The sequence below is a fragment of the Streptomyces sp. WM6372 genome, assembly GCF_001279655.1.
Taxonomy (GTDB): Bacteria; Actinomycetota; Actinomycetes; order Streptomycetales; family Streptomycetaceae; genus Streptomyces.
Genome location: NZ_LGDB01000230.1, coordinates 14,530 through 39,141, shown reverse-complemented (window position 1 = coordinate 39,141; position 24,612 = coordinate 14,530). Strand labels below are relative to the sequence as shown.

The window sequence follows — 24,612 nt, the reverse complement described above, 5'->3', positions numbered from 1 at the left end:
CCACCCCCAACACCCCCTGCTGGTGCACCTCGGGCAAGCCCTACGCGGAATGCCACGGCGACCCGCAAGCTTCCTAACTACTGCTGCTCTCCGCGGCTGCGCTCGAAGTTGTCCCACCAGTCGCGCTGGTACGTGGCGTAGTCCGGGTGAAGGCCGTGCTTCTTCTTCATCAGCAGTCGCGACAAGGTCGAGCGCGTCTCGCCGTGCGGTACGCGCTCGATCACACTCCAGTCCTTGCCGATGGAGATGGCCCCGATGTCCAGCCGGGCGTGACAGTTGGGGCAGAGGCACAGGATGTTGCGCTCGACATCGGGCCCCCTGTGGGGTTCAGCCAGCGGCTTGAGGTGCGCACCCTGGCTGTAGGGCTTGGCGTTCGCGCCGACCAGCCGTATCCCACAGGTCTGGCACTGCCCTCCGTAGAGGTCCTTGATACGGCGGGCGGCCGCCGTATCGCGGATCATGCGCTGAACCTTCGTGGTGCGCGTCTGCGGAAACTTCTCCTCGTCGGTGAAGTCGGCGAGTTCTGCAGCGGCACGTTCGACCACGGTGAGTTCCTGGTCAGAGTCCGAGTAGCGCTCAAGGATGAACTGACAGATCTGAATCGGCTCGCCAGCCGGTCCCCGCGTGCCGGAAATGGCCGTACGCGCCTCCGTAATGCGATAGAGGCCGTCGTACCGGTATCCCTCACTCGGGGAATAGTGCTCGTCGCCGTTGAAGCCCCGGAGGATCCGCACCGGGTGCCCGCGGTCATAGCTACGCTTCAGCGCAGCGTTGTCCACGTAGTCCCAGCTCTGGCTCGCCTTGAGCCGCTTCGTCAGCGGATCTTTGTCAGCGTCGGGCGAAGCGCCCGTATAGCGGATCTCGTGCCACGCATCGTGATCGTCGAGGTAGCCGCCGTTGAGGACGATGGCATCAGACACCAGTTTGCCGTCGTCATCCTTGAGCTTTGAAATGCCGCGTTGCAGGTCGCTGTGCAAGCGCGCGTCGAAGACGTCCCTGCGTCGCGGAAGAACAGAACCGAGTTCGATTCCGTCAATATGCCCAACAACTCGCTCAACCTTCATCCCATCAGCATAGCCATTCCCGATCAATGCCGATCATCCTTTCATCATCAACTACAGCGGGAGGAAGAGCTGTTGGTGGCCGCGGGCTTGGGCTGTGGGTGGGGTGGGGCGGGCGGTGGTGAGGGTGAGGAGGGCGTGGAGGGCCTTGATGACCTCCTCCGGGGTGTCGCGGATCATCGACGGGGTCGCGCTGACCACCAGGACGCCGTGGGACTCCAGGCGCAGGCGGCGGTGGAGGGTGGCGTGCCAGGCGTCGCGCGTGTAGTGGTACTCCGCCGAATCGATCTCCAGGGCCACGCCCTCGTCCGGCCAGTACGCGTCCGGGCTGGCCAGGAAGGCGCCGTCCGGGGTGTACAGGCGGGCGTTCCACAGCGGGGTCGGGAGGTCCGTCGCCGTCAGGGTGTCCCGGGCCAGGGCCTCGGCGATCGAGCGGACCCCCACGACGAGTTCCGCCGCGGCGGCGCGGATCGCCGGGCGGGTGAGGAGGCGGGCCGCGCGGAGCTCGGCGTGCAGGTCCTGCGGGTGGCACCAGCCGGCCTGGACGACATGGGCCAGGGTGGAGCGGATGCGGTCGGGATCCTCGGCCCGGGCGGCGAAGTCGGCCGCCGCGCGGACCGGGCGGGTGCTCGGGATGCCGGAGACCGCGATGGTCCGCGGCCAGCGGGCGGTGGCCAGCGGGCGGACCTCCGGGGTGCCGGTGAGCCGGCGCGGGGCGCGGACCAGGACGTCGGCCGGGGTAGGCGGGACGTCGCGGATGCCGAGGAGGGCCAGGGCGGCTCCGCCGGTGAGGACCGCCGTCTCGCCGGACAGCGGGTCCACGTCGGGCTCGGCGGCGTACAGGACGGCGGCGAGGGCGCGTTGGCGGTGGTCCGGGGGGCCGGTCTGGAGGAGGTAGACCCGGGGCAGTAAGCGTTGCCAGGGCCCGCCCGGGCGGGTGCGGGAGGTGATCGTGCCCTCCGGGATGCCGGAGGCGGCGAGCTGGTGGCGGGTGGCCAGGTTGAGCTGCCTGCGAGCCGTCGTCTGCGCCGCCGTCCGCTTCGGTCCGCGGTTCGGGCCGCGGTTCGGGCCGCGGTTCGGCGCCCGGTTCGGTTCCCGGTGCGTCGGCCGCTTCGGCGCCTGCTGCTTCGTCTGACGTGTGGTGATCATGCTGGCGGTATGCCCGGTCCGGGGGCACCGACACCCGCCTGCGGGGGGCCGTCAGCGGCCCGGGTGGTCCGGGGAGAGGAAGACGATCACGCCCGTCTGCGTGCCCGGGCGGGCCGCGACCTCGTGCCATCCCAGGCGCCGGTACGTGGCCACCGTGTCGGTGGCCAGGCGGGAGGTCAGCAGCCAGGCCCGGCGGTCCGGGGCGTCGGCGGTGATCTCGGTGAGCAGGGCGCGGCCGGTGCCGTGGCCGCGCGCGTACGGCCGTACGGCGAGCTCGTCTATCTCCAGCGCACCCGTCAGGAGTTCCCGCACCCGCGCCGGGCCGAGCTGCGCCGCGACCTGGGCGTACCCGCGGTCCTTGGGGAAGGCCGCCGGGGTGAGCCAGCCCGTGGCGAAGCCGTCGATGCCGGCCGCGGACTGGGCGAGAGCCGTACGGAAACCGCGGCGCCGGGCGTCGGCCTGGAGGCGGACCGCGAATTGGCGAATGGTTTCTGCGTCCTCGTTCCAGGGCGGGGCGGAGAAGACGTCGGCATAGGCGTCGACCAGTTCGTCCGCGAGGTCGAGGACGGCCTGTCCGTAGCAGATCACGATGTCCGAGCTCCTCTTTCTTCCCGTTTTACCGTTTGGGGTGGGAGAGCCAATTTATGCCGGTCGGGTTCCCGAAGGCACGTATCGCACGGATCCGGCGAGTGTGCGACAAATCCCCTCCCCGCCTTCCGTGTCGGGGACCGCGCAGCCGCGTTGAGCAGCCCGTGGACAGACTGATTCGGGCGGCCGGCCGGTGCCTGCTCGCCTTCCTCCTCGTCCTGGGCGTGGTGGCACTGCTGCCGCGTGCCGTCAAGGACGCCGTACCGGACGGTGTGATCGGCGGAGCCGTGCTCGTCCTGGGGGCGCTGGGCGCCCGCCGGGTGGTCAAGCCCCCGCGTTAGCCTCGTAGTAGTACACCTCGTAGTAATACACGTGAGATCAGACGAATTGAGGAGTTGGGCATGGCGCGCGTACCGAGTTCCGCAGTGGCGGCCGCCGGACTGGTCGGCGGGTACGCCGTCGCCCGGTGGACCAAGAAGCGCCCGCTGGGCGGTGTCGTGCTCGGCGCCGCCGGACTGGCCGCCGGACGGGAATGGCACCGGCGCGGCGGTACCCCCGCGGCGGCCGGGCTCGGGGCGCTGTACCTCGCCGGTTTCGCGGGCGCGCACCCGCTGGCCAAGAAGGTCGGGGCCTGGCCGGCGGTCCTCGGGGCCGCGGCGGTCGTGGCGACCGCCTCCTGGGTCATCGCCGACCGCGGCTGAGCCGCCCAGGCCGTGTCCGGCCGGGCCGTGTCCGGCCGGGCGGTGCCCGGCGGGTCCGTCCGCTTCACCCCTCGGCGGACTCGGCCCGCCGAGCGGCACGCCGAGCGAGCCAGGACTTCTCCAGCTCCGACAGCGGCGGCGCGGGCACCGGGCCCGTGTCGTTGTAGAGGGCGATCGGGTCGTCCGGCGCCGACCACGAGCCGACCGTCACCAACCGGTACACGAACTCGCCTCCTTCGACGAGCGGGACCGCGACGGTCTCCGGCGCCGGCGGCCCGGGCACGCACCTGCCGACGTCATCGGCGTACGGACCGCGGCCGAAGAGCGCATGCATCCAGCCCTGTGGTGGCGCACCCGTCAGATCGAAGACGTCCTCCATGTCCTCCCCCTCATCGCGGCGATCGTAGTCGAAGAGGGCAGGAGGAACGCGGTCCCAAGACCGGCCGGACGACTCCCGGACGACTCCCGGGCGGTGTCCGGCCGGGGCGGTGTCCGGCCGGGGAGTTGTCCGGCCGGGGAGTTGTCCGGCCGGGGAGTTGTCCGGCCGGGGAGTTGTCCGGCCAGGCGGTGTCCGGCCAGGCGGTGTTCGGCCCAGGCGGTGTTCGGCTACGCCCCCAGTGCCTGCGACACCGTGTAGATCAGCAGTCCGGCCAGGGCGCCGACCACCGTGCCGTTGATGCGGATGAACTGGAGGTCCCGGCCGATGTGGGCCTCGATCTTCCGCGAGGTGTGCTCGGCGTCCCACCCGGCCACGGTGTCCGTGATCAGCGAGGTGATCTCGGTGCGGTAGGTGGTCACCACGTACACCACCGCGCCCTCGATCCAGCCCTCCACCTTGTCCTGGAGCCGGCCGTCCGTGGCCAGCCGCGCCCCCAGCGACAGCAGCGAGGACCGGACCCGCAGCCGCAGCTCGCTGTGCTCGTCCTCCGCCGCCGAGATGATCATCGCCCGGATCGCGGTCCAGGCGGAGGCGATCACCTCCTGCACCTCCCCGCGCTGGAGGATCTCGGACTTCAGGCGCTCCACCCGGGCCCGGGTGTCCGTGTCCGACTGGAGGTCGGCCGCGAAGTCCGTCAGGAACCGGTCCACCGCCCCGCGCGCCGGGTGCTCCGGCATGTCCCGCATCTCGGTCAGGAAGCGGAGCAGCTCCTTGTACACGCGCTCGCCGACCTTGCGGTCCACGAACCTCGGGGTCCAGCCGGGTGCGCCGCCCTGGACCGCACCCATCACCGACTCCCCGTGCGTCACCAGCCAGTCGTGGGCCTTGACGCAGACGAGGTCGACGACGCGGCGGTGCCCGCCGTCCGCGACGACCCTCTCCAGGGTCTTGCCGATCCCGGGCGCGATCTCGGCGGTCTCGGCCCGCCGCGTGATGGCCTCCCCCACGACCGCCTGCACATCGGAGTCGCGCAGTACGGTCAGGGCGCCGCGCAGCGCCGTGGCCAGCTCGGCCGTGACCCGGTCGGCGTGCGCGGGCTCGGCCAGCCAGGATCCGAGGCGGCCGCCGATGCCGAGGGCGTGCAGGCGGGCGCGGACCACGTCCGGGGAGAGGAAGTTCTCGCCGACGAACTCCCCGAGGGAGACGCCGAGCTGGTCCTTCTTGGTCGGGATGATCGCCGTGTGCGGGATGGGCAGGCCGAGCGGGCGCCGGAACAGCGCGGTGACGGCGAACCAGTCCGCGAGCGCGCCGACCATGCCGGCCTCGGCGGCCGCCCGGACGTACCCCGCCCAGCCGCCGGCCCCGGTGTGTTCCGCCCAGGTGGTCAGTACGTAGACCAGGGCGACCAGGATCAGCAGCCCGGTCGCGGTGGTCTTCATGCGGCGGACGCCGCGGCGGCGCTCCTCGTCGGCCTCGTTGAACACGAACCCGCCGGCGGCGGTACTGGTGCGGCTGCCGGTACCGGCACCGGCACTGGCACCGGTGCCAGTGCCAGTGCCAGTGCCAGTACCGGTGCTCGCGCCTCTGCCCTTGCCCACGGCCTTGGTGCGGTGGTCCACGTGTTCCTCCCTTCCCCCGGGCGCCGGTTTTGTCTGCATAGCATCCGACTCCCGGGACCCCTCAGGAGTTCCCGGCGCGCCGATCCGCTCCCCGGGCCCGGCATGATCCGAAGGCCACCGCCTAGAGCTCCTTGCGGAGGTCCGGGCCGCCCTTGAGGGGCTTCGGACGCTTCGGGGGTTTGACCTTGACCTCCACCCCGCCCCAGAAGGCCAGGCCCGTCACGACCACCCTCGGGGCGCCCGGAGCCACCGGGCCCGAGGTGTCGCCGCGCTGGTCGAAGGCGCCCATGAAGCCGAAGCCCCGTACGTCGACCTCCACGCCCGGCGGGACCGTGATCTGGATGCCGCCCATGATCGCGATGCAGTTGATCACCACCTCCCGCTCCGCGAAGTTCGCCTCGCGCAGGTCGAGCTCACCGCTGCCCCAGAACGCCACCGCGTCCAGCCGCGGCGGCACCGTCCAGGTGCCCTTGCGCTGGAACGAGGACATCACCGCGACCGCCGCCGAGGCCGACGCCGGTACGCCGCCGCCCCCGATCCGCGAGGCCCACGAGCCGTCGGCCGGCACCGGGGCCGGCGCCGAGCCCGCGAGCGGCATCGGGTGGTGCCCGCCCGGCGCCGGCAGATCGCGGGTCAGCGGTTCCAGTTCCGCGTACGTCTTCGAGGTGTACGCGGCCTCCAGCCGCTCCTCGAACTCCTCCATGTCGATCCGGCCCTCGGCGACGGCGTCCCGCAGACGCTCCACCACCAGGTCGCGGTCGGCGTCCGACGCCCTCAGCTCCGGCAACGGCTTCTCCGGCCGCTCGTCAGTCATGGGGAACAGCCTATGTAGTCGTACGGAAGAGTTGTATGGCCCAACCCTGGTAACGGCCCCCGCTCATCCCTGATTTAACCCTGGTCGCACATCCTCCTTAACCCTGCTCGTACATCCTCGCGATCACGTCCTCGATGTCCGGTTCCCGCACCGACAGGTCCAGCAGCGGGTACCGCGCCGCCACCTCCGCCACCAGCGGCGCCGCCGAGGCCCCCGCCGGGAACGCCAGCCACTGCCGCGGCCCGTCCACCTTCACCACGCGCGCCCCCGCCACGCTGATCTCCGGAAGCTCCCGCTCCAGGTCCACCACCAGCGTCCGCTCGCCGCCGCCCTCCCCCATCGAATGCAGACCGGCCAGTGCGCCGTCGTACATCAGCCGCCCGTGGTCGATCACCATCACCCGCTCGCACAGCTGCTCGATGTCCTGGAGGTCGTGCGTCGTGAGCAGCACCGTCGTGCCGAGCTCCGCGTTCAGCTGCCGCAGGAAGGCCCGCACCTTCGCCTTGCTCACCACGTCGAGCCCGATCGTCGGCTCGTCCAGGTACAGCACGTCCGGATCGTGCAGCAGCGCCGCCGCGATGTCCCCGCGCATCCGCTGCCCCAGCGACAGCTGCCGCACCGGTACGTCCAGCAGCTCGGCCAGGTCGAGGCGGTCCACGCACCGCTCCAGGTTCTCCTCGAACCTGGCCCGCGGGATCCGGTACATCCGCCGCATCAGCCCGTACGAGTCCTTCAGCGGCAGGTCCCACCACAGCGTGGTCCGCTGCCCGAACACCACCCCGATCCGGTGCGCCAGCCGCATCCGCTCCCGCGCCGGGTCGATGCCCGCCACCCGCAGCCGGCCGCCGCTCGGGGTGAGGATGCCGGTCAGCATCTTGATCGTGGTCGACTTCCCGGCGCCGTTGGGCCCGATGTAGCCGACCATCTCCCCCCGCGCCACCTCGAAGCTGATCCCGTCCACGGCCCTGACCTGCCGTTTCTCCCGGCGCATCAGACTCACCCGACGCCGTACGTCGAAGACCTTCTCGACCCCGTCCAGCTCGATCAGCACATTCCCGCCCACGCCGCTCAGCTCCCCGTGCTCCGGTACGAACGAACTCCCGCGCGCCACGCCAGCGACGCGGGTACGAACACCACCACCGCCACCAGCGGGCTCACGAACGCCACCCACCCCGGCAGCCCCAGCGGATACGGCTGCCCCAGCACGTACAGGGCCGGCAGCCAGTTCACGAACGCCAGCGGCACGAGGAACGTGACCCCGCGCAGCAGGTCCTTCGCGAACACGGTCGGCGGGTACTGGAGCATCGTGGTCCCGCCGTACGTGAAGGAGTTCTGCACCTCCGCCGCGTCGCCCGCGACGAACTGGAAGGCCGCACCGGCCACCATCACGGCCCCGAAGATCGCCGCCCCGGCCAGCACCATCACGGGCACCAGCAGCACCTTCCCGGCCGTCCACTCCACGTCCAGCTCCGAGACCGCCCAGGCCAGCACCGCCAGTCCCTGCCCGATCCGCCCCAGCCGGCGCAGCGCGAAGCGGTCCGCCGCGACCTGCGCGAGCACAGGGACCGGGCGCACCAGCATGGTGTCGAGGGAGCCGTCGCGGATCCGGACGCCGATCCGGTCCGTATTGCCGAGGAGCAGGTCCGCCAGGCCCAGGGAGGCCGAGGCGGACCCGTACAGGAGGGCGATCTCGGGCAGTGTGAAGCCGCCGAGCGCGTCCACGTGCGAGAACATGATCCAGATCGCGACGAAGTCGAGGAGCGTGATCGCCGCGTTCCCGAAGGTGGCGAGGAGGAACGAGGTCCGGTACGCCATCGTCGACCGGACCCACATCGCCACGATCAGCCCGTAGCCGCGCAGCCCCTCCACGGCCCGGCTCCGTACCGGTACGTCCACCGGTACGTCCACCGGTACGTCCAGTGGCGTGCCCAGCGGCACGTCCGCCGGCCCTCCCGACCGCACCGGAGCCACCGCCGAGACCCCCGCGACCTCCACGGCCTCCACGGCCCCCGCGGCCCCCGCCTCGAACTCAGCCACCCTGGACGACCACCTTCCGTGTCGCGGCCGACTGCAACAGCCGCCCCGCGCCCAGCAGTACGAGCGCCCACGCCGACTGGAAGCCCAGCGCCCGCACGGCTCCCCCGGCGCCGGCGTGCACGCCCATCAGCACGTCCAGCGGCACCTGGAGCATCGCCGCCCACGGCAGGACGCGGACGAACTCCCCGAAGGCGCCCGGGAACACCGTCAGCGGCAGCAGCATCCCGGAGAAGAAGACCGTGACGACGACGGCCATCAGATTGATCCCGGTCCCGTCCATCAGCCAGAACGCGGCCAGCCCCAGCAGGTACCGCACCCCGAAGCCGACGAGCAGCGAGAGCAGTACCGACACCAGGAACAGCAGCCAGCGCAGCGGGTCTGCGGGCAGGGCCAGTTGGAAGGCCAGCGCCCCCGCCAGCAGCGGCACGACCCCGCGCCCGAGCAACTGGAAGCCGGCCCTTCCCAGATCGGCGGCGAGCCACCACATCTGGAGGTCGGCCGGCCGGTACAGGTCGACGGCGATGTCACCCGTACGGATGCGCTCCTGCATCTCCTCCTGGAAGCCGCCGCCGATGAGCGCGCCCGCGGCGAGCAGCGACTGGCTCACCCAGACGAAGGTCAGCGCCTGCGCCTGGTCGTAGCCGCCCAGTCCGGGCCGCTCGTCCCACAACGCGACGTACGTGTACGCGAGGACGAAGCCGAAGACGGTGTTGGTGAACACCCCGGCCGCCGTCGCCGTCCCGTACGTGGCGTAGCGCCGGAACCCGCCGGCCGCGACGGCCGGATAGAGCCACGCCCTGCGCGCCGTTTCGCGCGCCGCTTCCCGCACCGTTCCGCGCGCCGCTTCTCGCGCCGTTCCGCGAACCGTTCCGCGGGCCGTTCCACGAGCCGTTCTCTGGCGCACCGTATCCCTCCGTTTTCCCGGTCGTTCCTACGTCGGCCAAAGCGCGCGAGCTTAGTGCGGAGGGGCGATCCGTGCGACCGATTTACGCCCGTCCGACGCGGAACGAGCGGCCAATCGGGTAGACAGCATGGGGTACAGACGTGGATATTTCGTACGGCGTCGAGGAGTCCTGGCGATGAGCGACCAGTCACCACCACCGGGCTGGAGGCCTCGCGACCCGGACACCCCCGCAGGTTCGCCGTCGGCAAGGCAGCCGCAGCAGCCACGGAGCCCGCGGCAGCCGCAGAAACCGCAGACGCCGGCCGGGGAGCGGCAGGCCCGCCGGGCCGCCAAGAAGGCGGAGCGGAGACGGAAGCGGACCGGGTGGCGCCGCCTCGTCCCCACCTGGCGCATGGTCCTCGCCACCGTCGTGCTGCTCGGCCTGCTGGTCGTCGGCGCGTTCGTCGCCGGCTACCTGCTGGTCCACATCCCGCCCGCCAACGCCGCCGCGACCGCCCAGTCCAACCTCTACCTCTACGCCGACGGCTCCCAGCTCGCCCGCGACGGCGAGGTCAACCGCGTCAACGTCCCGCTCTCGCAGATCCCCCGCACCGTCCAGGAAGCCGTACTGGCCGCGGAGGACCGGGACTTCCACTCCGAGCGGGCCGTCGACCCCAAGGCGATGATCCGGGCCGCCTGGAACACGGCGACCGGCAAGGGCACCCAGTCCGGCTCCACCATCACCCAGCAGTACGTCAAGAACTACTACTTGGGCCAGGAACAGACCATCAAGCGCAAGGTCAAGGAGTTCTTCATCGCGATCAAACTCGGTCGTGAGAAGTCGAAGGACTACATCCTGGAGGGCTACCTCAACACCAGCTACTTCGGCCGCAACGCGTACGGCATCCAGGCCGCCGCCCAGGCCTACTACGGCAAGGACGTCGACAAACTCACCACCGCCGAGGGCGCGTACCTCGCCACCCTCCTCAACTCCCCCAGCGCCTTCGACGTCGTCGCCCACCCCCAGAGCCGCGAGCGCGCCCTCGCCCGCTGGAACTACGTACTCGACGGCATGGTCAAGAAGCAGTGGCTGCCGGCGGCCGAGCGGAGCGCCACCCGCTTCCCCGAACCCGGCAAGGTCCGCCCGGCCGCCGGGCTCTCCGGCCAGCGCGGCTACCTCGTCGAGGCCGTCAAGGACTACATCGTCGATCACAAGATCCTCGACGAGAAGACCCTCGCCGAGGGCGGCTACCGCATCACCACCACGATCGACAAGGGCAGGCAGAACGCGTTCGTCGACGCCGTAGACGAGAAGATGGTCAGCGAACTGGACCCGGCGAAGCGCAAGGCCGACCGCGTCGTACGGGCCGGCGGGGTCTCCATCGACCCGGCCACCGGCAAGGTCGTCGCCATGTACGGGGGCATCGACTACACCAAGCAGTACGTCAACAACGCGACCCGGCACGACTACCAGGTGGCCTCCACCTTCAAGCCGTTCGTGTTCGCGGCCGCCGTCGAGAACGACTCCCGCACCCAGGACGGCCGCCGGATCACCCCCAACACCGTCTACAACGGCGACAACAAGCGCCGCGTGGTCGGCACCCGCACCCCCTACGCCCCCGAGAACGAGGGGCAGATCTCGTACGGGAACATCACCGTCAACACCGCCACCGACCTCTCCGTCAACGCCGTCTTCGCGCAGATGGTCGTCGACGTCGGCACCGCCAAGGTCAAGCAGACCGCGATCGACCTCGGCATCCCCCCGGGCACCCCGAACTTCGACCCCGGGCCGGCCATGGCGCTGGGCACCATGCAGGCCAGCGTCCTGGACATGACCCAGGCCTACGCGACCCTCGCCGACCACGGCCGGTACACCCCGTACACCCTCGTCGAGAAGATCGAGAAGGGCGACGCCGACGTCCCCCTGCCCGACCGCACCCCGAAGCAGGCCGTCAGCCGCGAAGCCGCCGACACCACCACGTCCATGCTGGTCAGCGTCGTCGACAACGGCACCGGTACGGCCGCCCTCGCCGCCGGGCACCCGGCCGCCGGCAAGACGGGCACCGGCGAACTGGACCGCTCCGCCTGGTTCGCGGCGTACACCCCGGACCTGGTCACGGTCGTCTCGATGATGGGCCAGGACCCCGATACGGGCGCCCTGGAATCCCTGTACGGGGCGCTCGGCGAGGCCCGGATCGGGGGCGGCGGGTATCCGGCCCGGATCTGGGCGCAGTACACGAAGACGGCCCTGGAGAACAGCGACCCCCTGGACTTCGACCTCGAACTCCAGCCGGGCGCGGCGCCGTCCCCGCCGCCGTTCGTCCCGAGCAGCCCGGAGCCGTCGGAGGGCGAGAGCACCCCCGAGTCCCCGCCGCCGCCGAGCCGGCCGAACCGCCCGGGCCGGCCGACGCCGCCCACCGGCGGCCAGGACCAGGGCGGCCAGACCGAAGGCCAGAACCAGGGGCAGACCACCGGGGGCGAGACCACGCAGGGCGACACCACGGGGGGCCGGACGGACGCGGGCACCTCCACCGGAACGAGTGCGGGGACGAGCGCCGGCACCACGGAGGGCTCCACGGCCGGCGCCCTGGGCGGCGTGACGGGCGGCCTGCGCAGCCGCCCGTCGTCGGAATACCTGGAATAGCCGCAGCCGGGGCGTGTGTCCGGCGGATCAGTGACCGGAGGTCGCCTTCAGCCCCACCACGGCGACCAGCAGCAGGCAGATGAAGAAGATCCGGGCGGCGGTGACGGGCTCACCCAGCACCGCCATACCGAGCACGGCGGCGCCGGCCGCGCCGATGCCCACCCATACGCCGTACGCGGTACCGATGGGCAGGGTCTTGGCGGCGTACGAGAGCAGCACCATGCTGGCGACGATCCCGGCACCGGTGAACACACTGGGCCACAGCCGGGTGAAGCCCTCCGTGAACTTCATACCGATCGACCAGCCGACTTCGAGCACACCGGCGAGGAGAAGCAGAACCCAGGCCATGACAGGCACCTCCGGAACGAGAGCGAACGGGGTGCGTCGTCTTGTCGTCCAGCCACGGCTACCCGGTACGGCGCGTCTCGTCGGGGTTCTCCACCACCGTAGCAAAGCCCATGCGAAAGGGCCGGTGACACCGGTCACCGGCCCTTCGACGTCGGTCCTCCGCAGGCAGGCGCTCTCCTACAGCGCTCTCCTCCAGCGGTCCCCTACGACGGTCCCCTACAGGTAGAGCCCGGTGGAGTCCTTGGACCCCTCCAGCCGCTCCGCGGCCACGGCGTGCAGGTCCCGTTCGCGCATCAGCACGTACGTCGCACCCCGCACCTCGACCTCGGCCCGGTCCTCGGGGTCGTACAGCACCCGGTCGCCCGGCTCCACGCTGCGTACGTTCTGCCCGACCGCGACCACCTCGGCCCAGGCCAGGCGCTTGCCCACGGCGGCGGTAGCCGGGATCAGGATGCCGCCGCCCGAGCGCCGCTCGCCCTCCGGCGAGTCGGACTTCACGAGCACACGGTCGTGCAGCATGCGGATGGGCAGCTTGTCGTGGGTGGTGGTGTTGGTGTCGTCGCTCACGCCACGAACCTACCCGTCCGCGACCGGCCCGTACGCCGCAGGGCCATCAGCGCTTGCGCCGCGCCGACACGACGAGCAGGCCGATCACCCCGGCCGCGACCAGCGCGATGGGTGCGATCCGCTCGAAGCGCGGGGCGCCGTCCTCGTGGCGCAGGCCGTCCCGTACGTCCGTCAGGAGACGGTTCACGGCGACGACGGCCCGCCCGGCGGTGTGGTCCACGGTCGAGACGAACCTGGCCTTCGCGTCCCCGACGATCGTCTTCGGATGCACGCGCACGCCGATCTCGTCGAGCGTCTCGGCGAGCTGCTCGCGGCGGCGGACGATGTCCGCCTCGATCTGTGCGGGGGTCCTGGCTTCGGGCACGGGCACCGCGCTGCCTCCGTCGTCGTCGGGTCGAGTAGGGGCCGTAGCCCACCATGAACAGTCTGTCAGCTTAGTCTCGGACCGTACCGATCCCCTCCCGAGGAGACTGTTGACATGAGCGAGCGACTCCAGCCGGGCGACACCGCCCCCGCCTTCACCCTGCCCGACGCGGACGGCAACGAGGTGTCGCTGGCCGACCACAAGGGCCGCAAGGTGATCGTGTACTTCTACCCCGCGGCGCTGACGCCGGGCTGCACGAAGCAGGCCTGCGATTTCACGGACAACCTGTCGGTGCTGGCCGAGGCCGGCTACGACGTGATCGGCGTGTCCCCGGACAAGCCGGAGAAGCTGGCGAAGTTCCGCGAGAAGGAGCACCTGAGGGTCACCCTGGTCGGCGACCCGGAGAAGAAGGTCCTGGAGTCCTACGGGGCGTACGGCGAGAAGAAGCTGTACGGCAAGACGGTGACGGGCGTCATCCGCTCCACGGTGATCGTGGACGAGGAGGGCAAGGTCGAACGCGCGCTCTACAACGTCAAGGCCACGGGCCACGTAGCCAAGATCATCAAGGACCTGGGCATCTGACGACACCCACCCTCCCCGACAGCGGCCCGCACCCACCCGGTGCGGGCCGCTCCGCTTATCGGACGAAAAAGCCCGTAACCGTCCGACTATCACCCCGTTACTCCGTACGAGAGCCGCACACGCGGCCGGGAACGGAGGGGGCGTCGGATGGCGACGAGCCGATACACGAGGGAACGCCTGACGGAGGCGGCGCGTACGTCGCGGACGCTGAGCGAGGCGGTGGAGAAACTGGGGGCGATCCCGCGGGGCGGGTCCCGGGGATACGTTCGCGTCCGCATGCGGAAGCTGGGGATCGACACATCACACTTCGAGCGGGAGGGGGTGAAGTGGACCATGGAGGTCCTCGAGAAGGCTGTGGCCGCCTCCAGCAACATGTACGAGGTACTCCACCGACTCGGCCTGGAGGCCGTGGGCGGACACCACGCTCACATCAGCCGCAAGGTGAAGGCATTCGGCATCGACACCTCGCACTTCACCGGCCCGAGGCGGACGGAGCGAATGCGGGACAACAGACGCCGTCGCACAGCCGAGGAGATCCTCTGCGAGGACACCTCGCCACAGGCCACAAGAACGCCCAACTCCCGGCTGCGGCGCGCCCTCCTGGAGGCTGGGGCCCACGAGTGCTGCGCGTTCTGCGGCATCGAGGCGGTCTGGCTGGGTGAGCCGCTCGCCTTGGAGGTCGACCACATAGACGGCAACTGGCGGAACAACCTGCGAGAGAACTTGCGGTTCCTCTGCCCCAACTGCCACTCCACGACTGATACATACCGCGGCCGAGGCAAGGTGCGACGATGACCACCGCCAACCGCTACACGAAGGAAGCCCTGGCCGAGGCGGCCCAGCTCTGCTCGAGCATCGAGGAGGTCATCGCCCACCTGGGCACGCGACCGTACTCCCGGCTCACCTCCTACCTTCTGAAGCGGTTCGGCGACCACGGTATCGACGTGTCCCACTTCCCCGCCGTTGGCCGGCCGCCGCGGCCGACGGCGGCGGAGCTCCGGCACGCCGTGGACGCTTCGCGCTCACTCTCCGAGTCCCTTCGCATCCTCGGCCGGCCGGACAACCATCATCAGCGCGCACGCCTGAAGGCATGGATCGCGGACGAGGGCATCAGCACCACCCACTTCCTGGGGCAAGCCCACCAGCGCGGCAAGCCATCGCCCACCGCCAAAACACCGGACGAGATACTCGTCCGGCATGACAGGCAGCGGAGAACCGGCACCAAGGCGCTGCGTCGCGCGCTGCGCGAGATCGGTGTCCCGGAATGCTGCGACCGGTGCGAAGCACCTCCCGAGTGGCGCGGGCGCCCCATGACCTTGGAGATCGACCACATCAACGGCGACTGGAGCGACGACCGCCGGGAGAACCTTCGGCTGCTGTGCCCCAACTGCCACGCGATCACCAACACATGGTTCCGAGGAGGCCGCCGCCGGTCGAGTTCCTGATCTTGCGCATTCTCGTACAGCCGCCTGCCGCTATCATGGCAGGCGGCTAGCGGCGGTGGCGCAACGGCGACGCAGCAGACTTAGGATCTGTGGCCCGTGAAACGGCTTGAGGGTTCGAATCCCTTCCGCCGCACAGCAATGGCCTGCGAATCGAAAGATCGATGCGCAGGCCATTTTTGTGCCCGCCCTCAGGCGACCAGGGCGCGGATGAAGGGGACCAGGGCGCGGAAGGCGTGGCCGCGGTGGGAGATGGCGTTCTTTTCCGCCGGGGTGAGTTCCGCGCAGGTGCGGGTGTCGCCCTCGGGCTGGAGGATCGGGTCGTAGCCGAAGCCGCCCGTGCCCGCCGGGGTGTGGCGGAGGGTGCCGGGGAGGCGGCCCTCCACGACGCGTTCGGTGCCGTCCGGGAGGGCGAGGGCCGCCGCGCACGCGAAGTGGGCTCCGCGGTGCTCGTCGGCGATGTCCCCGAGCTGGGCCAGCAGCAGGTCCAGGTTCGCCCGGTCGTCGCCGTGCTTGCCCGCCCACCGCGCCGAGAAGATGCCGGGGGCGCCGTTCAGGACGTCCACGCAGAGGCCGGAGTCGTCGGCGATCGCCGGCAGTCCGGTGGCCTGGGCCAGGGCGTGCGCCTTGAGGAGGGCGTTCTCGGCGAAGGTGACGCCGGTCTCCTTGACGTCCGGGATCTCCGGGTACGCGTCCGCGCCGACCAGCTCGTACGGCAGGCCGGCGTCGGACAGGATGGCGTGGAGCTCGGCGACTTTGCCCGCGTTGCGGGTGGCGAGGATCAGGCGGCTGCTGGTCATGGACCCCATTATTCCGCGTCCGTCATGACGGCCACCTGCGGCCCCGTCAGCCCGGAGTGCAGACCTTCGAGAGTTCCTTCGCGGCGTCGGCGACCGGCTGGATGTCCGGGGTGGTGTTGCCGTTCTCGATGGCCGTGCGGACGTTCTTCACCGCCGTGGTCATGGAGGAGACGGCCTTGCTCAGGTCGGCGTTGTCCGTCTGGTCGCCGACCTTCTTGAGGTTCGTCTCGATCTGGTTCAGCGCGTTCTGGGCGTCCTGCGGGCTGTTGCCGGCCTGGGAGACCGCCTGCTGGAGGTCGTTGGCGCCGTCGGTGATGGCCACCGCCGTGTTCGCGCAGTCCATCGCCGTCGAGATCGCGTCACAGGACGTCAGCGCCGGGACGGCGAGAGCCGCGGCGAGCACGACCGCCGCTATGCGGTGCTTCGGGTTCATGGTTCGGGTCTCCCAGGAATCGACACGGATGCGAGAAGTGAGAAGCGGGATACGAGGACGGGCGCACGGCTTTGACACCGTGCGCCCGTACCCAAGGGGACGCACCAGCGGCCCCTGCGGTTCTGCGACCTAGAGCTGGAGCGCGCCCAGCTGGATGGCCTCCAGGTCGGCGCAGCCGCCGGCGGCCAGGTCCAGGAGGGCGTTGAGCTCCTTGCGGTCGAAGGGCTCGCCCTCGGCGGTGCCCTGGACCTCGACGAAGCGGCCGTCGCCGGTGCAGACCACGTTCATGTCGGTCTCGGCGCGCACGTCCTCCTCGTAGCAGAGGTCGAGCAGCGGGACGCCGTCCACGATGCCGACGCTGACGGCGGCGACGGTGCCGGTGAGCGGCTTGCGGCCGGCCTTGATCAGCTTCTTCTGCTGGCCCCAGGCGACGGCGTCGGCCAGGGCGACGTAGGCGCCGGTGATGGCGGCGGTGCGGGTGCCGCCGTCGGCCTGGAGGACGTCGCAGTCCAGGACGATGGTGTTCTCGCCCAGCGCCTTGTAGTCGATGACGGCGCGCAGGGAGCGGCCGATGAGGCGGGAGATCTCGTGGGTGCGGCCGCCGATCTTGCCGCGTACGGATTCGCGGTCGCCGCGGGTGTTGGTGGAGCGGGGCAGCATCGAGTACTCGGAGGTGACCCAGCCTTCGCCGCTGCCCTTGCGCCAGCGCGGGACGCCTTCGGTGAAGGAGGCGGTGCAGAAGACCTTGGTGTCACCGAAGGAGATGAGGACGGAGCCCTCGGCGTGCTTGCTCCATCCGCGTTCGATGGTGACCGGGCGGAGCTGTTCGGGCGTACGGCCGTCGATGCGAGACATGCGTCCGAGCCTAGTCGGTGGCCGGGTGCGCGAGAGCCGGGTACGCGAAGACCCCGTCCGGGTGGGTCCCGTACGGGGTCTGGCGGAGTTCGAGCGGGAGCTCAGCTCACATCATGTCTTCGATGTCGGCGGCGATCGGGTCGGCGTCGGTGCCGATGACGACCTGGACCGCGGTGCCCATCTTGACGACGCCGTGGGCGCCGGCGGCCTTCAGGGCGACCTCGTCGACGAGGTCGGGGTTGACGACCTCGGTGCGCAGGCGGGTGATGCAGCCCTCGACCTCTTCGATGTTCTCGATGCCGCCGAGCCCGGCGACGATCTTCTCAGCCTTGGTGGCCATGTGTTTCTCCCTGAGTTCTACGAAGAACGAGTCTCGGCGGTCCTGGTCCGGCCAGCGCGATCCGCTTTGTCACGGTAGCCCACTGTTGGCCCAGCTACGCGAGCGCGGGTCCCGCTTCTGCCGAATGATGACGATCAGCAGCAACCTGCCCTCCGGGCGGGTGAATGCGACCGCATCACAAGTGGTCTACACCAGTGTGCCGCACCGGACGCACCTGCCCAAAAACGGGCCCTCCAGGAGGACGCCGATGAGCGCGAGCAGCACCGCCGCAGCACCGCAGCCGAAGTGGTGGAGCGGCTTGTACCCGGGGCTGCAGAAGATGGGGCGGAGCCTCCAGCTGCCGATCGCGGTGCTGCCCGCGGCGGGCCTCCTCAACGGGCTCGGTCAGCCCGGCGTGTTCGGCGAGGAGGGCCTGGACTGGACGATCGTGTCCAAGGTGATGGTGGCCGCGGGCGCCGCGCTGCTGAACGCGGACATCGGCCTGCCGCTGCTGTTCTGCATCGGCGTCGCGATCGGCATGGCCAAGAAGGCGGACGGTTCGACCGCCCTCGCCGCGGTGGCGGGCTTCCTCGTGTACCGGGGCGTGCTGCACGCCTTCCCCAACGACTGCCCGATCGGCACCAAGGCCGTCGGCGGCGGCTGCATCGGGCCGAACAACACCTTCGTGGAGTTCACGTACCAGAACCCGGGGGTGTTCGGGGGCATCATCATGGGCCTGCTGACCGCCTGGTTCTGGCAGCGGTTCCACCGGGTGAAGCTGGTCGACTGGCTGGGCTTCTTCAACGGCCGCCGACTGGTCCCGATCATCATGTCGTTCGTCGCGATCGCGTTCGCGGCGCTCTGCCTGTGGGTCTGGCCGCCGGTCGGCGGCGCGCTGGAGTCCTTCTCCGACTGGCTGGTGGGCCTGGGCTCCTGGGGCGCCGGCATCTTCGGCGTCGCCAACCGCGCGCTGCTGGTGATCGGACTGCACCAGTTCCTGAACGTGCCGGTGTGGTTCCAGTTCGGCAGCTACACCAAGCCGGACGGGACGACGGTGCACGGCGACATCAACATGTTCCTGGCGGGCGACCCCCACGCGGGCCTGTTCCTGACCGGCTTCTTCCCGATCATGATGTTCGCGCTTCCGGCGGCGGCGCTGGCGATCACGCACTGCGCGAAGCCGCAGCGGCGCAAGGAGGTCGGTGGTCTGATGCTGTCGGTCGGCCTGACGTCCTTCGTCACGGGCATCACGGAGCCGCTGGAGTACTCGTTCCTCTTCGTGGCGCCGGTGCTGTACGCGATCCACGCGGTCCTGACCGGTGTCTCCATGGCGGTGACGTGGGCGCTGGGGGTGCACGACGGCTTCAGCTTCTCGGCGGGGCTGATCGACTACGTCATCAACTGGAGCCTGGCGACCAAGCCGGGGCTGATCATCCCGATCGGGCTGGGCTTCGCTGTCGTCTACTACGCCGTCTTCCGCTTCGCGATCACGAAGTTCAACATCCCGACGCCGGGCCGGGAGTCGGACGAGGAGATCGCGGCCATGGAGGCGGAGAACACGAAGGCGTAACGAACCCTGCGCGCGCGAGGCCCTCGGATCCACGGATCCGGGGGCCTTCCGCTTGTCCCGGGCCGGTCGGGGGCCGGTCCCGTACGCCCGGTCGCCCCCACGGGCGAGATGTGGTGTAGACCACAGGAAATCGAAGGTTCCTTATCTATCCCCGACCATGCTACAACTGGTCTACACCACCCATTGGTGTAGACCACGCAAGCCCGGTCCGGAGCTCGCGTACCCCCATTTTGAGACGCCGCCATCCCCCGTTGCACCCGCTGGGCGGCGCCTTGCCTTCTGGAGGAACCTCATGTCCACAGCCACCGCTGCGGAAAAGAAGAAGGGCGCGGGCGTGATGGCCGTCATGCAGCGCATCGGCCGGAGCCTCATGCTCCCCGTTGCGGTGCTCCCGGCCGCCGCGCTGCTCGTCCGCCTCGGCGACAAGGACATGCTCGGCGACCCCTCGCTGCCGACGTTCCTGACCAAGATAGCCGGATACATGTCCGCCGGCGGTGGCGCGATCCTCGACAACATGGCGCTGCTGTTCGCCGTGGGCATCGCGATCGGCTTCGCCAAGAAGTCCGACGGATCGACCGCCCTCGCCGCGGTGACCGGCTACCTGGTCTTCAAGAACGTGCTCGCCACGTTCACCGATTCCAACCTGCCGAAGGTCGCCAAGGCGGTCGACGGCAAGGTCGTCATGCTCGAGGCCCCGGTCGACGCCAAGGTGCTCGGCGGTGTCGTCATGGGCATCGTGGTCGCCCTGATCTACCAGAAGTTCTACCGGACCAAGCTGCCCGAGTGGGCGGGCTTCTTCGGTGGCCGCCGTCTGGTCCCGATCCTCTCGGCCTTCGCCGGTCTCGTCATCGGTATCCTCTTCGGCCTGATCTGGCCGGTCCTCGGCACGGGTCTGCACAGCTTCGGTGAGTGGCTGGTCGGCTCCGGCGCCGTCGGCGCGGGCATCTTCGGTGTCGCCAACCGTGCGCTGATCCCGGTCGGCATGCACCACCTGCTCAACTCCTTCCCGTGGTTCCAGGCGGGCGAGTTCCAGGGCAAGAGCGGCGACATCTCCCGCTTCCTGGCCGGCGACCCGAGCGCCGGACAGTTCATGACCGGCTTCTTCCCGATCATGATGTTCGCCCTCCCGGCCGCCTGCCTCGCGATCGTCCACTGCGCCCGCCCCGAGCGCCGCAAGGTCGTCGGCGGCATGATGTTCTCCCTCGCGCTGACCTCCTTCGTCACCGGTGTGACCGAGCCGATCGAGTTCACGTTCATGTTCATCGCCCCGGTCCTGTACGCGATCCACGCGGTGCTGACCGGTGTCTCCATGGCGCTGACGTGGGGTCTCGGCATGAAGGACGGCTTCGGCTTCTCCGCCGGCGCCATCGACTACCTGCTGAACCTGGGCAAGGCCACCAACCCGCTGGGTCTGGCGGTCGTGGGCCTGTGCTTCGCGGCGGTCTACTACGTGGTCTTCCGCTTCGCGATCACGAAGTTCAACCTCCCGACGCCGGGCCGTGAGTCCGACGAGGAGCTCGCCGAGCTGCTCAAGGCCGAGGCCAAGTAAGCGCGGGCGCGTACGGCGAAGCCCCCGCCCTCCCCTTCCGGGAGGGCGGGGGCTTCCGCGTACGTACGGCGTACGTACGCAAGGCGTGCGTACGTACGCCGTACGTACGGCCGAGAGCCGTGCTCAGACCTCGTAGACGGCGCCCGCGTACGCCAGGTCCACCGGGCCGTCGTAGACCGCGCGGGCGTCGGCCAGGTTCTGGCGGGCGTCCGTCCACGGCGGGATGTGGGTCAGGACGAGCCGGCCGACCTTGCCGCCCTGCGCGAACTCCCCGGCCTCGCGGCCGTTGAGGTGGAGGTCCGGGACGTCCTCCTTGCCGTGCGTGAAGGAGGCCTCGCACAGGAACAGGTCCGCGCCCTCGGCCAGCGTCCCCAGCTCGGGGCAGACACCCGTGTCGCCGGAGTACGTGAGGGAGCGGCCGCCGTGTTCGACGCGGATGCCGTACGCCTCGACGGGGTGGCAGACCCGCTCGGTGCGGACCGTGAACGGGCCGATCTCGAAGCTGCCCGACTTCAGGGTCCGGAAGTCGAAGACCTCGCTCATGGAGCGCTCGTCGGGGACGTCCTCGTACGCGGTCGTCAGGCGCTTCTCGGTGCCGTCGGGGCCGTAGACGGGGATCGTGCCGCAGCGGCCGCCCTCGTGGCGGTAGAAGCGGGCGACGAAGTACGCGCACATGTCGATGCAGTGGTCCGCGTGCAGATGGCTCAGGAAGATCGCGTCGAGGTCGTAGAGACCGACGTGGCGCTGCATCTCGCCCAGGGCGCCGTTGCCCATGTCGAGGAGCAGCCGGAAGCCGTCGGCCTCGACGAGGTAGCTCGAACAGGCCGATTCCGCGGACGGGAACGACCCCGAGCAGCCGACGACGGTGAGCTTCATGGAGCGAGAACCTCCGGGGACGGTCCGTGGACGGAATGCGGGCCGTGCGTGGGTCGAGCGTAAGGCGCGAAACGTCAGGTCGCTCCTCCGCGGCAGGCCGTTGTGGGGGGAATCACCTGTGCTGTCACCCGGGGGAGCGACGGTGGGCACGGGCGTGCCGGTGCCCGGCCCGGTGCGCTGCCGGTGCACTGCCGTGCCGGGGCGTGGGGGCGCGGCTACCTTCGGAATATGGACACGTCCTGGTGGCCCGCGGCGGTCGCGGTGGTGGCCGTGGTTCTGGTGGTGCTGGTCGCGGGGCGGCGGCCGGGGCTCGCCCGGCGGGCCCCGCCGCCGCACGGGCCGGGCGCGGCGCCGCGGCCGCGCGCCGGTGAGCTGTGGTGTCTCGCGGACGGGCGGCTGTGCCTGGTGCTGGCGGCGGCGTCCGTACGGGCCCACCGGGCGCGGGTCGCGTGGATCACCGGGAAGTACGACGACCGGCGGGCCGGGGTGATCCCGCTGCCGCCGGGGACGGTGGGGGCGCAGGGCCGGGCGGCTTTCCTGGAGGCGGACCGGCCGGCGGAGGTGTGGGTGTGGGAGTTCCGGAAGCGGCTGGGGGTCCTGGATCCCGCGGTGTGGGACGAGGTCAAGGGACTCGGAGGCGGCGCGTGATCCGGTTGCGGCGCGTGTACGACCCCCCGGAGCCGGGGGCCGACGGCGTGAGGGTCCTCGTGGACCGGCTGTGGCCGCGGGGTCTGTCGAAGGCGGCGGCCGCGGTGGACCAGTGGCCGAAGGCGGTGACCCCGTCCCGCGAGCTGCGCACGTGGTTCCACGGGGGCGGGGGCTCGGCGCGGGAGTTCCGGGCCCGCTACGAGGCGGAGCTGGCGGAGCCGGAGGCGGCGGCGGAACTGGCCCGCCTGCGCACGCTGGCCGAGGCGGGCCCGGTCACCCTTCTGACCGCGGTCAAGGACCCCGCGTCGAGCCACGCCGCCGTTCTGGCGGAGCTGCTGTCCGGGTGACGGCCGTGTCCGGGCCCGGGGCGGAGCCCCGGGCCCCCGGAGGGGCCGGGGCTCAGGCCCAGAGCTGGCCCTGGAGGGTTTCGATCGCTTCTTCGGTCGTCTTCGCCGTGTAGACGCCCGTCGACAGGTACTTCCAGCCGCCGTCGGCCACGACGAAGACGATGTCCGCGCTCTCGCCCGCCGCGACCGCCTTGCGGCCCACGCCGATCGCGGCGTGCAGGGCGGCGCCGGTGGAGACGCCCGCGAAGATGCCCTCCTGCTGGAGGAGTTCGCGGGTGCGCGTGACCGCGTCCGCCGAGCCCACCGAGAAGCGGGTGGTCAGGACCGAGGCGTCGTACAGCTCCGGGACGAAGCCCTCGTCCAGGTTGCGCAGGCCGTAGACCAGGTCGTCGTACCGCGGCTCCGCCGCGACGATCCGTACGCCCGGCACGTGCTCGCGCAGGTAGCGGCCCACGCCCATCAGGGTGCCCGTCGTGCCCAGGCCCGCCACGAAGTGGGTGATCGAGGGGAGGTCCCGCAGGATCTCGGGGCCCGTCGTCGCGTAGTGCGCGCCCGCGTTGTCCGGGTTCCCGTACTGGTAGAGCATCACCCAGTCGGGGTGCTCCGCCGCCAGCTCCTTGGCCACCCGCACCGCGGTGTTCGACCCGCCCGCCGCCGGCGAAGAGATGATCTCGGCTCCCCACATGGCCAGCAGGTCCCGCCGCTCCTGCGAGGTGTTCTCCGGCATGACGCACACGATCCGGTAGCCCTTGAGCTTGGCCGCCATCGCCAGCGAGATGCCGGTGTTGCCCGACGTCGGCTCCAGGATCGTGCAGCCGGGGGTCAGCCGGCCGTCCTTCTCGGCCTGTTCGACCATGTGGAGCGCGGGGCGGTCCTTGATCGAGCCGGTCGGGTTCCGGTCCTCCAGCTTGGCCCAGATACGGACGTCGTCCGAGGGCGACAGCCGGGGCAGGCGTACGAGCGGCGTGTTGCCGACCGCGGCCAGCGGGGAGTCGTAGCGCATCAGACGGAGCCGCCGGCGACCGCCGGGAGGATGGTGACGCTGTCGCCGTCCTTGAGGGCGGTGGAGATGCCGTCCAGGAAGCGGACGTCCTCGTCGTTGAGGTAGACGTTCACGAAGCGGCGCAGCTTGCCGCCGTCAGCGCCCTCGACGATTCGCTCTCGAATGCCCTTGTGGCGCGTCTCCAGGTCCGCGAAGAGCTCGGACAGGGTGGTGCCCTCACCGCTGACGGCCTTCTCGCCGTCGGTGTAGGTGCGGAGGATGGTGGGGATGCGGACCTCGATGGCCATGGCAGGCTCCAGTGGTGAAGTAAGGCGGGAGGGGCGTAAGGGCGCGTGGCGCAAGGCCCCCGCGCGAGGGGCTGTGGTGCTCAGGCGGCAGGACAGATGCTGCTGGCGAGACGGCACAGGTCGACGTGCAGCCGCGCCACGAGCAGCAGCCTGCCGGGCGTCTCGATGCTCACGTCGTGGGGAACCATGCGGTCATGTTAACGATTCCCGGTCCCCCGTTTGGAGTGTGATCCCGAATCGTGGACGCAGACCGCTCACATCGTGGTCAGTAGCCCTCTACGACCTGCACTTCTTCCTCCGTGATGACACCTTCGACGATCCGGTACGAGCGGAACTGGAACTCGCCGAGGCCGTCGGTGTCCGCCGTGGAGACCAGGACGTAGTGCGCGCCGGGCTCGTTCGCGTAGGTGACGTCCGTGCGGGAGGGGTAGGCCTCGGTCGCGGTGTGCGAGTGGTAGACGATCACGGGCTCCTCGTCCCGGTCGTCGAGCTCGCGGTAGAGCTTCAGCAGGTCCTTCGAGTCGAACTCGTAGAACGTGGGCGAGCGGGCCGCGTTGAGCATCGGGACGAACCGCTCGGGGCGGTCGGTGCCGGCCGGTCCGGCCACGACGCCGCAGGCCTCGTCGGGGTGGTCCTTGCGCGCGTGCTCGACGATCCGGTCGTACAGCGCCTGGGTGAGGGTCAGCATGGTCGACAGGATAAGCAGACGGGCCCTCCCGTACCGAGGTGTGGTACGGGAGGGCCCGG

General features: G+C 70.5%; 31 protein-coding genes, 1 tRNA gene, 1 pseudogene and 1 riboswitch. Of the genes and pseudogenes, 12 read left to right on the top strand and 21 right to left on the bottom strand.

Going from position 1 to position 24,612, the window contains the following annotated elements:
* On the top strand, positions 1 to 77 hold a 77-nt coding region (locus ADK52_RS45135; RefSeq protein ID WP_159046088.1), incomplete at its 5' end, for an SEC-C metal-binding domain-containing protein.
* Here ADK52_RS45135 and ADK52_RS34095 read toward each other — a convergent pair.
* Genes ADK52_RS34095 through ADK52_RS34085 form a run of 3 tightly spaced genes read right to left on the bottom strand, consistent with a single transcriptional unit; the run spans position 78 to position 2,798 of the window.
* Complete coding sequence (locus ADK52_RS34095) at positions 78 to 1,064, bottom strand: YDG/SRA domain-containing protein (RefSeq protein WP_053693735.1); 987 nt, start codon at positions 1,062 to 1,064, stop codon at positions 78 to 80.
* 51 nt (positions 1,065 to 1,115) lie between these two features.
* Positions 1,116 to 2,210, bottom strand: a complete 1,095-nt coding sequence (locus ADK52_RS34090; protein ID WP_053693734.1) for a hypothetical protein — start codon at positions 2,208 to 2,210, stop codon at positions 1,116 to 1,118.
* A gap of 51 nt (positions 2,211 to 2,261) precedes the next feature.
* A complete protein-coding gene (locus tag ADK52_RS34085; protein ID WP_199828592.1) occupies positions 2,262 to 2,798 on the bottom strand; it encodes a GNAT family N-acetyltransferase in 537 nt (178 codons plus the stop codon).
* A 164-nt stretch (positions 2,799 to 2,962) separates the two neighbouring features.
* Between ADK52_RS34085 and ADK52_RS42695 the strand changes: the two genes are divergently transcribed.
* Positions 2,963 to 3,139: a hypothetical protein gene (locus tag ADK52_RS42695; protein WP_159046087.1), complete on the top strand. Its 177-nt coding sequence runs from the start codon at positions 2,963 to 2,965 to the stop codon at positions 3,137 to 3,139.
* 60 nt (positions 3,140 to 3,199) lie between these two features.
* On the top strand, positions 3,200 to 3,499 hold the full coding sequence (locus ADK52_RS34080; RefSeq protein ID WP_053693733.1) for a hypothetical protein: 300 nt from the start codon (positions 3,200 to 3,202) through the stop codon (positions 3,497 to 3,499).
* Between the two features lie 64 nt (positions 3,500 to 3,563).
* On the opposite strand, the gene ADK52_RS34075 is transcribed toward ADK52_RS34080, so the two are convergent.
* The 6 genes from ADK52_RS34075 to ADK52_RS34050 all read right to left on the bottom strand — a co-directional run bounded on the left by ADK52_RS34075 (position 3,564) and on the right by ADK52_RS34050 (position 9,177).
* On the bottom strand, positions 3,564 to 3,878 hold the full coding sequence (locus tag ADK52_RS34075) for a hypothetical protein (protein ID WP_053693732.1): 315 nt from the start codon (positions 3,876 to 3,878) through the stop codon (positions 3,564 to 3,566).
* A gap of 227 nt (positions 3,879 to 4,105) precedes the next feature.
* Complete coding sequence (locus ADK52_RS34070) at positions 4,106 to 5,536, bottom strand: DUF445 domain-containing protein (protein ID WP_053693731.1); 1,431 nt, start codon at positions 5,534 to 5,536, stop codon at positions 4,106 to 4,108.
* 82 nt (positions 5,537 to 5,618) lie between these two features.
* Positions 5,619 to 6,311, bottom strand: a complete 693-nt coding sequence (locus ADK52_RS34065; RefSeq protein ID WP_053693730.1) for a DUF1707 SHOCT-like domain-containing protein — start codon at positions 6,309 to 6,311, stop codon at positions 5,619 to 5,621.
* A gap of 97 nt (positions 6,312 to 6,408) precedes the next feature.
* Positions 6,409 to 7,374 (bottom strand): ABC transporter ATP-binding protein, encoded by a 966-nt coding sequence (locus ADK52_RS34060; RefSeq protein WP_053693738.1) that lies wholly within the window; start codon positions 7,372 to 7,374, stop codon positions 6,409 to 6,411.
* A gap of 5 nt (positions 7,375 to 7,379) precedes the next feature.
* Positions 7,380 to 8,249, bottom strand: coding sequence for an ABC transporter permease (locus tag ADK52_RS34055; RefSeq protein WP_420714986.1), 870 nt, complete (start codon positions 8,247 to 8,249; stop codon positions 7,380 to 7,382).
* 91 nt (positions 8,250 to 8,340) lie between these two features.
* Positions 8,341 to 9,177: an ABC transporter permease gene (locus ADK52_RS34050; protein ID WP_053693729.1), complete on the bottom strand. Its 837-nt coding sequence runs from the start codon at positions 9,175 to 9,177 to the stop codon at positions 8,341 to 8,343.
* Positions 9,178 to 9,427: 250 nt separating this feature from the next.
* On the opposite strand from ADK52_RS34050, the gene ADK52_RS34045 reads away from it, so the two are divergent.
* Complete coding sequence (locus ADK52_RS34045; RefSeq protein ID WP_078988808.1) at positions 9,428 to 11,875, top strand: transglycosylase domain-containing protein; 2,448 nt, start codon at positions 9,428 to 9,430, stop codon at positions 11,873 to 11,875.
* Positions 11,876 to 11,902: 27 nt separating this feature from the next.
* On the opposite strand, the gene ADK52_RS34040 is transcribed toward ADK52_RS34045, so the two are convergent.
* From ADK52_RS34040 to ADK52_RS34030, 3 genes are all read right to left on the bottom strand, one after another.
* Positions 11,903 to 12,223, bottom strand: coding sequence for a DMT family transporter (locus ADK52_RS34040; RefSeq protein ID WP_053693727.1), 321 nt, complete (start codon positions 12,221 to 12,223; stop codon positions 11,903 to 11,905).
* Positions 12,224 to 12,253: 30 nt separating this feature from the next.
* Positions 12,254 to 12,335: riboswitch (guanidine-III (ykkC-III) riboswitch) on the bottom strand.
* A gap of 104 nt (positions 12,336 to 12,439) precedes the next feature.
* Positions 12,440 to 12,742 carry a GroES family chaperonin gene (locus ADK52_RS34035; protein WP_048475576.1) on the bottom strand — a complete coding sequence of 101 codons (303 nt, stop codon included), beginning with the start codon at positions 12,740 to 12,742 and terminating at the stop codon, positions 12,440 to 12,442.
* A 94-nt stretch (positions 12,743 to 12,836) separates the two neighbouring features.
* Positions 12,837 to 13,154, bottom strand: a complete 318-nt coding sequence (locus ADK52_RS34030; protein ID WP_053693736.1) for a DUF3618 domain-containing protein — start codon at positions 13,152 to 13,154, stop codon at positions 12,837 to 12,839.
* Positions 13,155 to 13,268: 114 nt separating this feature from the next.
* Here ADK52_RS34030 and bcp point away from each other — a divergent pair, with 114 nt between their 5' ends.
* The 4 genes from bcp to ADK52_RS34010 all read left to right on the top strand — a co-directional run bounded on the left by bcp (position 13,269) and on the right by ADK52_RS34010 (position 15,314).
* On the top strand, positions 13,269 to 13,736 hold the full coding sequence (gene bcp / locus ADK52_RS34025; protein WP_053693726.1) for a thioredoxin-dependent thiol peroxidase: 468 nt from the start codon (positions 13,269 to 13,271) through the stop codon (positions 13,734 to 13,736).
* Positions 13,737 to 13,883: 147 nt separating this feature from the next.
* On the top strand, positions 13,884 to 14,531 hold the full coding sequence (locus tag ADK52_RS34020) for an HNH endonuclease signature motif containing protein (RefSeq protein ID WP_053693725.1): 648 nt from the start codon (positions 13,884 to 13,886) through the stop codon (positions 14,529 to 14,531).
* Positions 14,528 to 15,181 (top strand): HNH endonuclease, encoded by a 654-nt coding sequence (locus ADK52_RS34015; protein WP_053693724.1) that lies wholly within the window; start codon positions 14,528 to 14,530, stop codon positions 15,179 to 15,181. Before ADK52_RS34020 ends, ADK52_RS34015 begins: the two co-directional genes overlap by 4 nt.
* A gap of 49 nt (positions 15,182 to 15,230) precedes the next feature.
* Positions 15,231 to 15,314: transfer RNA gene (locus ADK52_RS34010), tRNA-Leu, on the top strand.
* 55 nt (positions 15,315 to 15,369) lie between these two features.
* Here ADK52_RS34010 and rdgB read toward each other — a convergent pair.
* From rdgB to ADK52_RS33990, 4 genes and pseudogenes are all read right to left on the bottom strand, one after another.
* A complete protein-coding gene (gene rdgB, locus ADK52_RS34005; RefSeq protein ID WP_053693723.1) occupies positions 15,370 to 15,978 on the bottom strand; it encodes an RdgB/HAM1 family non-canonical purine NTP pyrophosphatase in 609 nt (202 codons plus the stop codon).
* 46 nt (positions 15,979 to 16,024) lie between these two features.
* Positions 16,025 to 16,411 carry a hypothetical protein gene (locus ADK52_RS34000; protein ID WP_053693722.1) on the bottom strand — a complete coding sequence of 129 codons (387 nt, stop codon included), beginning with the start codon at positions 16,409 to 16,411 and terminating at the stop codon, positions 16,025 to 16,027.
* Between the two features lie 129 nt (positions 16,412 to 16,540).
* Positions 16,541 to 17,266 (bottom strand): ribonuclease PH, encoded by a 726-nt coding sequence (gene rph / locus ADK52_RS33995; protein ID WP_030299875.1) that lies wholly within the window; start codon positions 17,264 to 17,266, stop codon positions 16,541 to 16,543.
* 106 nt (positions 17,267 to 17,372) lie between these two features.
* Positions 17,373 to 17,621: pseudogene (locus ADK52_RS33990) on the bottom strand (glucose PTS transporter subunit EIIB); the annotation flags it as partial.
* Between the two features lie 232 nt (positions 17,622 to 17,853).
* Between ADK52_RS33990 and ADK52_RS33985 the strand changes: the two are divergent.
* Both ADK52_RS33985 and ADK52_RS33980 read left to right on the top strand, forming a co-directional pair.
* A complete protein-coding gene (locus ADK52_RS33985; RefSeq protein WP_053693721.1) occupies positions 17,854 to 19,155 on the top strand; it encodes a PTS transporter subunit EIIC in 1,302 nt (433 codons plus the stop codon).
* 292 nt (positions 19,156 to 19,447) lie between these two features.
* The gene (locus tag ADK52_RS33980; protein ID WP_030158630.1) at positions 19,448 to 20,704 is read left to right on the top strand and encodes a PTS transporter subunit EIIC; all 1,257 of its coding nucleotides are present in this window, start codon (positions 19,448 to 19,450) and stop codon (positions 20,702 to 20,704) included.
* Positions 20,705 to 20,827: 123 nt separating this feature from the next.
* Here ADK52_RS33980 and ADK52_RS33975 read toward each other — a convergent pair whose 3' ends face one another.
* On the bottom strand, positions 20,828 to 21,580 hold the full coding sequence (locus tag ADK52_RS33975) for an MBL fold metallo-hydrolase (protein WP_053693720.1): 753 nt from the start codon (positions 21,578 to 21,580) through the stop codon (positions 20,828 to 20,830).
* Between the two features lie 228 nt (positions 21,581 to 21,808).
* On the opposite strand from ADK52_RS33975, the gene ADK52_RS33970 reads away from it, so the two are divergent.
* Both ADK52_RS33970 and ADK52_RS33965 read left to right on the top strand, forming a co-directional pair.
* The gene (locus ADK52_RS33970) at positions 21,809 to 22,228 is read left to right on the top strand and encodes a hypothetical protein (protein ID WP_053693719.1); all 420 of its coding nucleotides are present in this window, start codon (positions 21,809 to 21,811) and stop codon (positions 22,226 to 22,228) included.
* Positions 22,225 to 22,575 carry a DUF488 domain-containing protein gene (locus tag ADK52_RS33965; protein ID WP_053693718.1) on the top strand — a complete coding sequence of 117 codons (351 nt, stop codon included), beginning with the start codon at positions 22,225 to 22,227 and terminating at the stop codon, positions 22,573 to 22,575. The genes ADK52_RS33970 and ADK52_RS33965 overlap by 4 nt, the downstream gene beginning before the upstream one ends.
* Positions 22,576 to 22,627: 52 nt before the next feature.
* On the opposite strand, the gene ADK52_RS33960 is transcribed toward ADK52_RS33965, so the two are convergent.
* The 4 genes from ADK52_RS33960 to ADK52_RS33950 form a co-directional block, all read right to left on the bottom strand.
* Positions 22,628 to 23,578, bottom strand: a complete 951-nt coding sequence (locus ADK52_RS33960; RefSeq protein ID WP_030158636.1) for a PLP-dependent cysteine synthase family protein — start codon at positions 23,576 to 23,578, stop codon at positions 22,628 to 22,630.
* Positions 23,578 to 23,865, bottom strand: a complete 288-nt coding sequence (locus ADK52_RS33955) for a MoaD/ThiS family protein (protein ID WP_053693717.1) — start codon at positions 23,863 to 23,865, stop codon at positions 23,578 to 23,580. The genes ADK52_RS33960 and ADK52_RS33955 overlap by 1 nt, the downstream gene beginning before the upstream one ends.
* Before the next feature lie 80 nt (positions 23,866 to 23,945).
* Complete coding sequence (locus ADK52_RS44860) at positions 23,946 to 24,053, bottom strand: putative leader peptide (protein ID WP_324603773.1); 108 nt, start codon at positions 24,051 to 24,053, stop codon at positions 23,946 to 23,948.
* A 77-nt stretch (positions 24,054 to 24,130) separates the two neighbouring features.
* Entirely contained in the window at positions 24,131 to 24,553 is a 423-nt protein-coding gene (locus tag ADK52_RS33950) for a Mov34/MPN/PAD-1 family protein (RefSeq protein WP_030158640.1), read from the bottom strand.
* Between the last annotated feature and the right edge of the window lie 59 nt (positions 24,554 to 24,612).

What these genes read in the sequence shown, in the direction of transcription:
- ADK52_RS34095 (WP_053693735.1), bottom strand. Translation starts at nt 1,064, where the DNA reads ATGAAGGTTGAGCGAGTTGTTGGGCATATTGACGGAATCGAACTCGGT.
- ADK52_RS34090 (WP_053693734.1), bottom strand. Translation starts at nt 2,210, where the DNA reads ATGATCACCACACGTCAGACGAAGCAGCAGGCGCCGAAGCGGCCGACG.
- ADK52_RS34080 (WP_053693733.1), top strand. Translation starts at nt 3,200, where the DNA reads ATGGCGCGCGTACCGAGTTCCGCAGTGGCGGCCGCCGGACTGGTCGGC.
- ADK52_RS34075 (WP_053693732.1), bottom strand. Translation starts at nt 3,878, where the DNA reads ATGGAGGACGTCTTCGATCTGACGGGTGCGCCACCACAGGGCTGGATG.
- ADK52_RS34070 (WP_053693731.1), bottom strand. Translation starts at nt 5,536, where the DNA reads ATGCAGACAAAACCGGCGCCCGGGGGAAGGGAGGAACACGTGGACCAC.
- ADK52_RS34065 (WP_053693730.1), bottom strand. Translation starts at nt 6,311, where the DNA reads ATGACTGACGAGCGGCCGGAGAAGCCGTTGCCGGAGCTGAGGGCGTCG.
- ADK52_RS34045 (WP_078988808.1), top strand. Translation starts at nt 9,428, where the DNA reads ATGAGCGACCAGTCACCACCACCGGGCTGGAGGCCTCGCGACCCGGAC.
- ADK52_RS34040 (WP_053693727.1), bottom strand. Translation starts at nt 12,223, where the DNA reads ATGGCCTGGGTTCTGCTTCTCCTCGCCGGTGTGCTCGAAGTCGGCTGG.
- ADK52_RS34035 (WP_048475576.1), bottom strand. Translation starts at nt 12,742, where the DNA reads ATGCTGCACGACCGTGTGCTCGTGAAGTCCGACTCGCCGGAGGGCGAG.
- bcp (WP_053693726.1), top strand. Translation starts at nt 13,269, where the DNA reads ATGAGCGAGCGACTCCAGCCGGGCGACACCGCCCCCGCCTTCACCCTG.
- ADK52_RS34020 (WP_053693725.1), top strand. Translation starts at nt 13,884, where the DNA reads ATGGCGACGAGCCGATACACGAGGGAACGCCTGACGGAGGCGGCGCGT.
- ADK52_RS34015 (WP_053693724.1), top strand. Translation starts at nt 14,528, where the DNA reads ATGACCACCGCCAACCGCTACACGAAGGAAGCCCTGGCCGAGGCGGCC.
- rdgB (WP_053693723.1), bottom strand. Translation starts at nt 15,978, where the DNA reads ATGACCAGCAGCCGCCTGATCCTCGCCACCCGCAACGCGGGCAAAGTC.
- ADK52_RS34000 (WP_053693722.1), bottom strand. Translation starts at nt 16,411, where the DNA reads ATGAACCCGAAGCACCGCATAGCGGCGGTCGTGCTCGCCGCGGCTCTC.
- rph (WP_030299875.1), bottom strand. Translation starts at nt 17,266, where the DNA reads ATGTCTCGCATCGACGGCCGTACGCCCGAACAGCTCCGCCCGGTCACC.
- ADK52_RS33985 (WP_053693721.1), top strand. Translation starts at nt 17,854, where the DNA reads ATGAGCGCGAGCAGCACCGCCGCAGCACCGCAGCCGAAGTGGTGGAGC.
- ADK52_RS33980 (WP_030158630.1), top strand. Translation starts at nt 19,448, where the DNA reads ATGTCCACAGCCACCGCTGCGGAAAAGAAGAAGGGCGCGGGCGTGATG.
- ADK52_RS33975 (WP_053693720.1), bottom strand. Translation starts at nt 21,580, where the DNA reads ATGAAGCTCACCGTCGTCGGCTGCTCGGGGTCGTTCCCGTCCGCGGAA.
- ADK52_RS33970 (WP_053693719.1), top strand. Translation starts at nt 21,809, where the DNA reads ATGGACACGTCCTGGTGGCCCGCGGCGGTCGCGGTGGTGGCCGTGGTT.
- ADK52_RS33960 (WP_030158636.1), bottom strand. Translation starts at nt 23,578, where the DNA reads ATGCGCTACGACTCCCCGCTGGCCGCGGTCGGCAACACGCCGCTCGTA.
- ADK52_RS33955 (WP_053693717.1), bottom strand. Translation starts at nt 23,865, where the DNA reads ATGGCCATCGAGGTCCGCATCCCCACCATCCTCCGCACCTACACCGAC.
- ADK52_RS44860 (WP_324603773.1), bottom strand. Translation starts at nt 24,053, where the DNA reads ATGGTTCCCCACGACGTGAGCATCGAGACGCCCGGCAGGCTGCTGCTC.
- ADK52_RS33950 (WP_030158640.1), bottom strand. Translation starts at nt 24,553, where the DNA reads ATGCTGACCCTCACCCAGGCGCTGTACGACCGGATCGTCGAGCACGCG.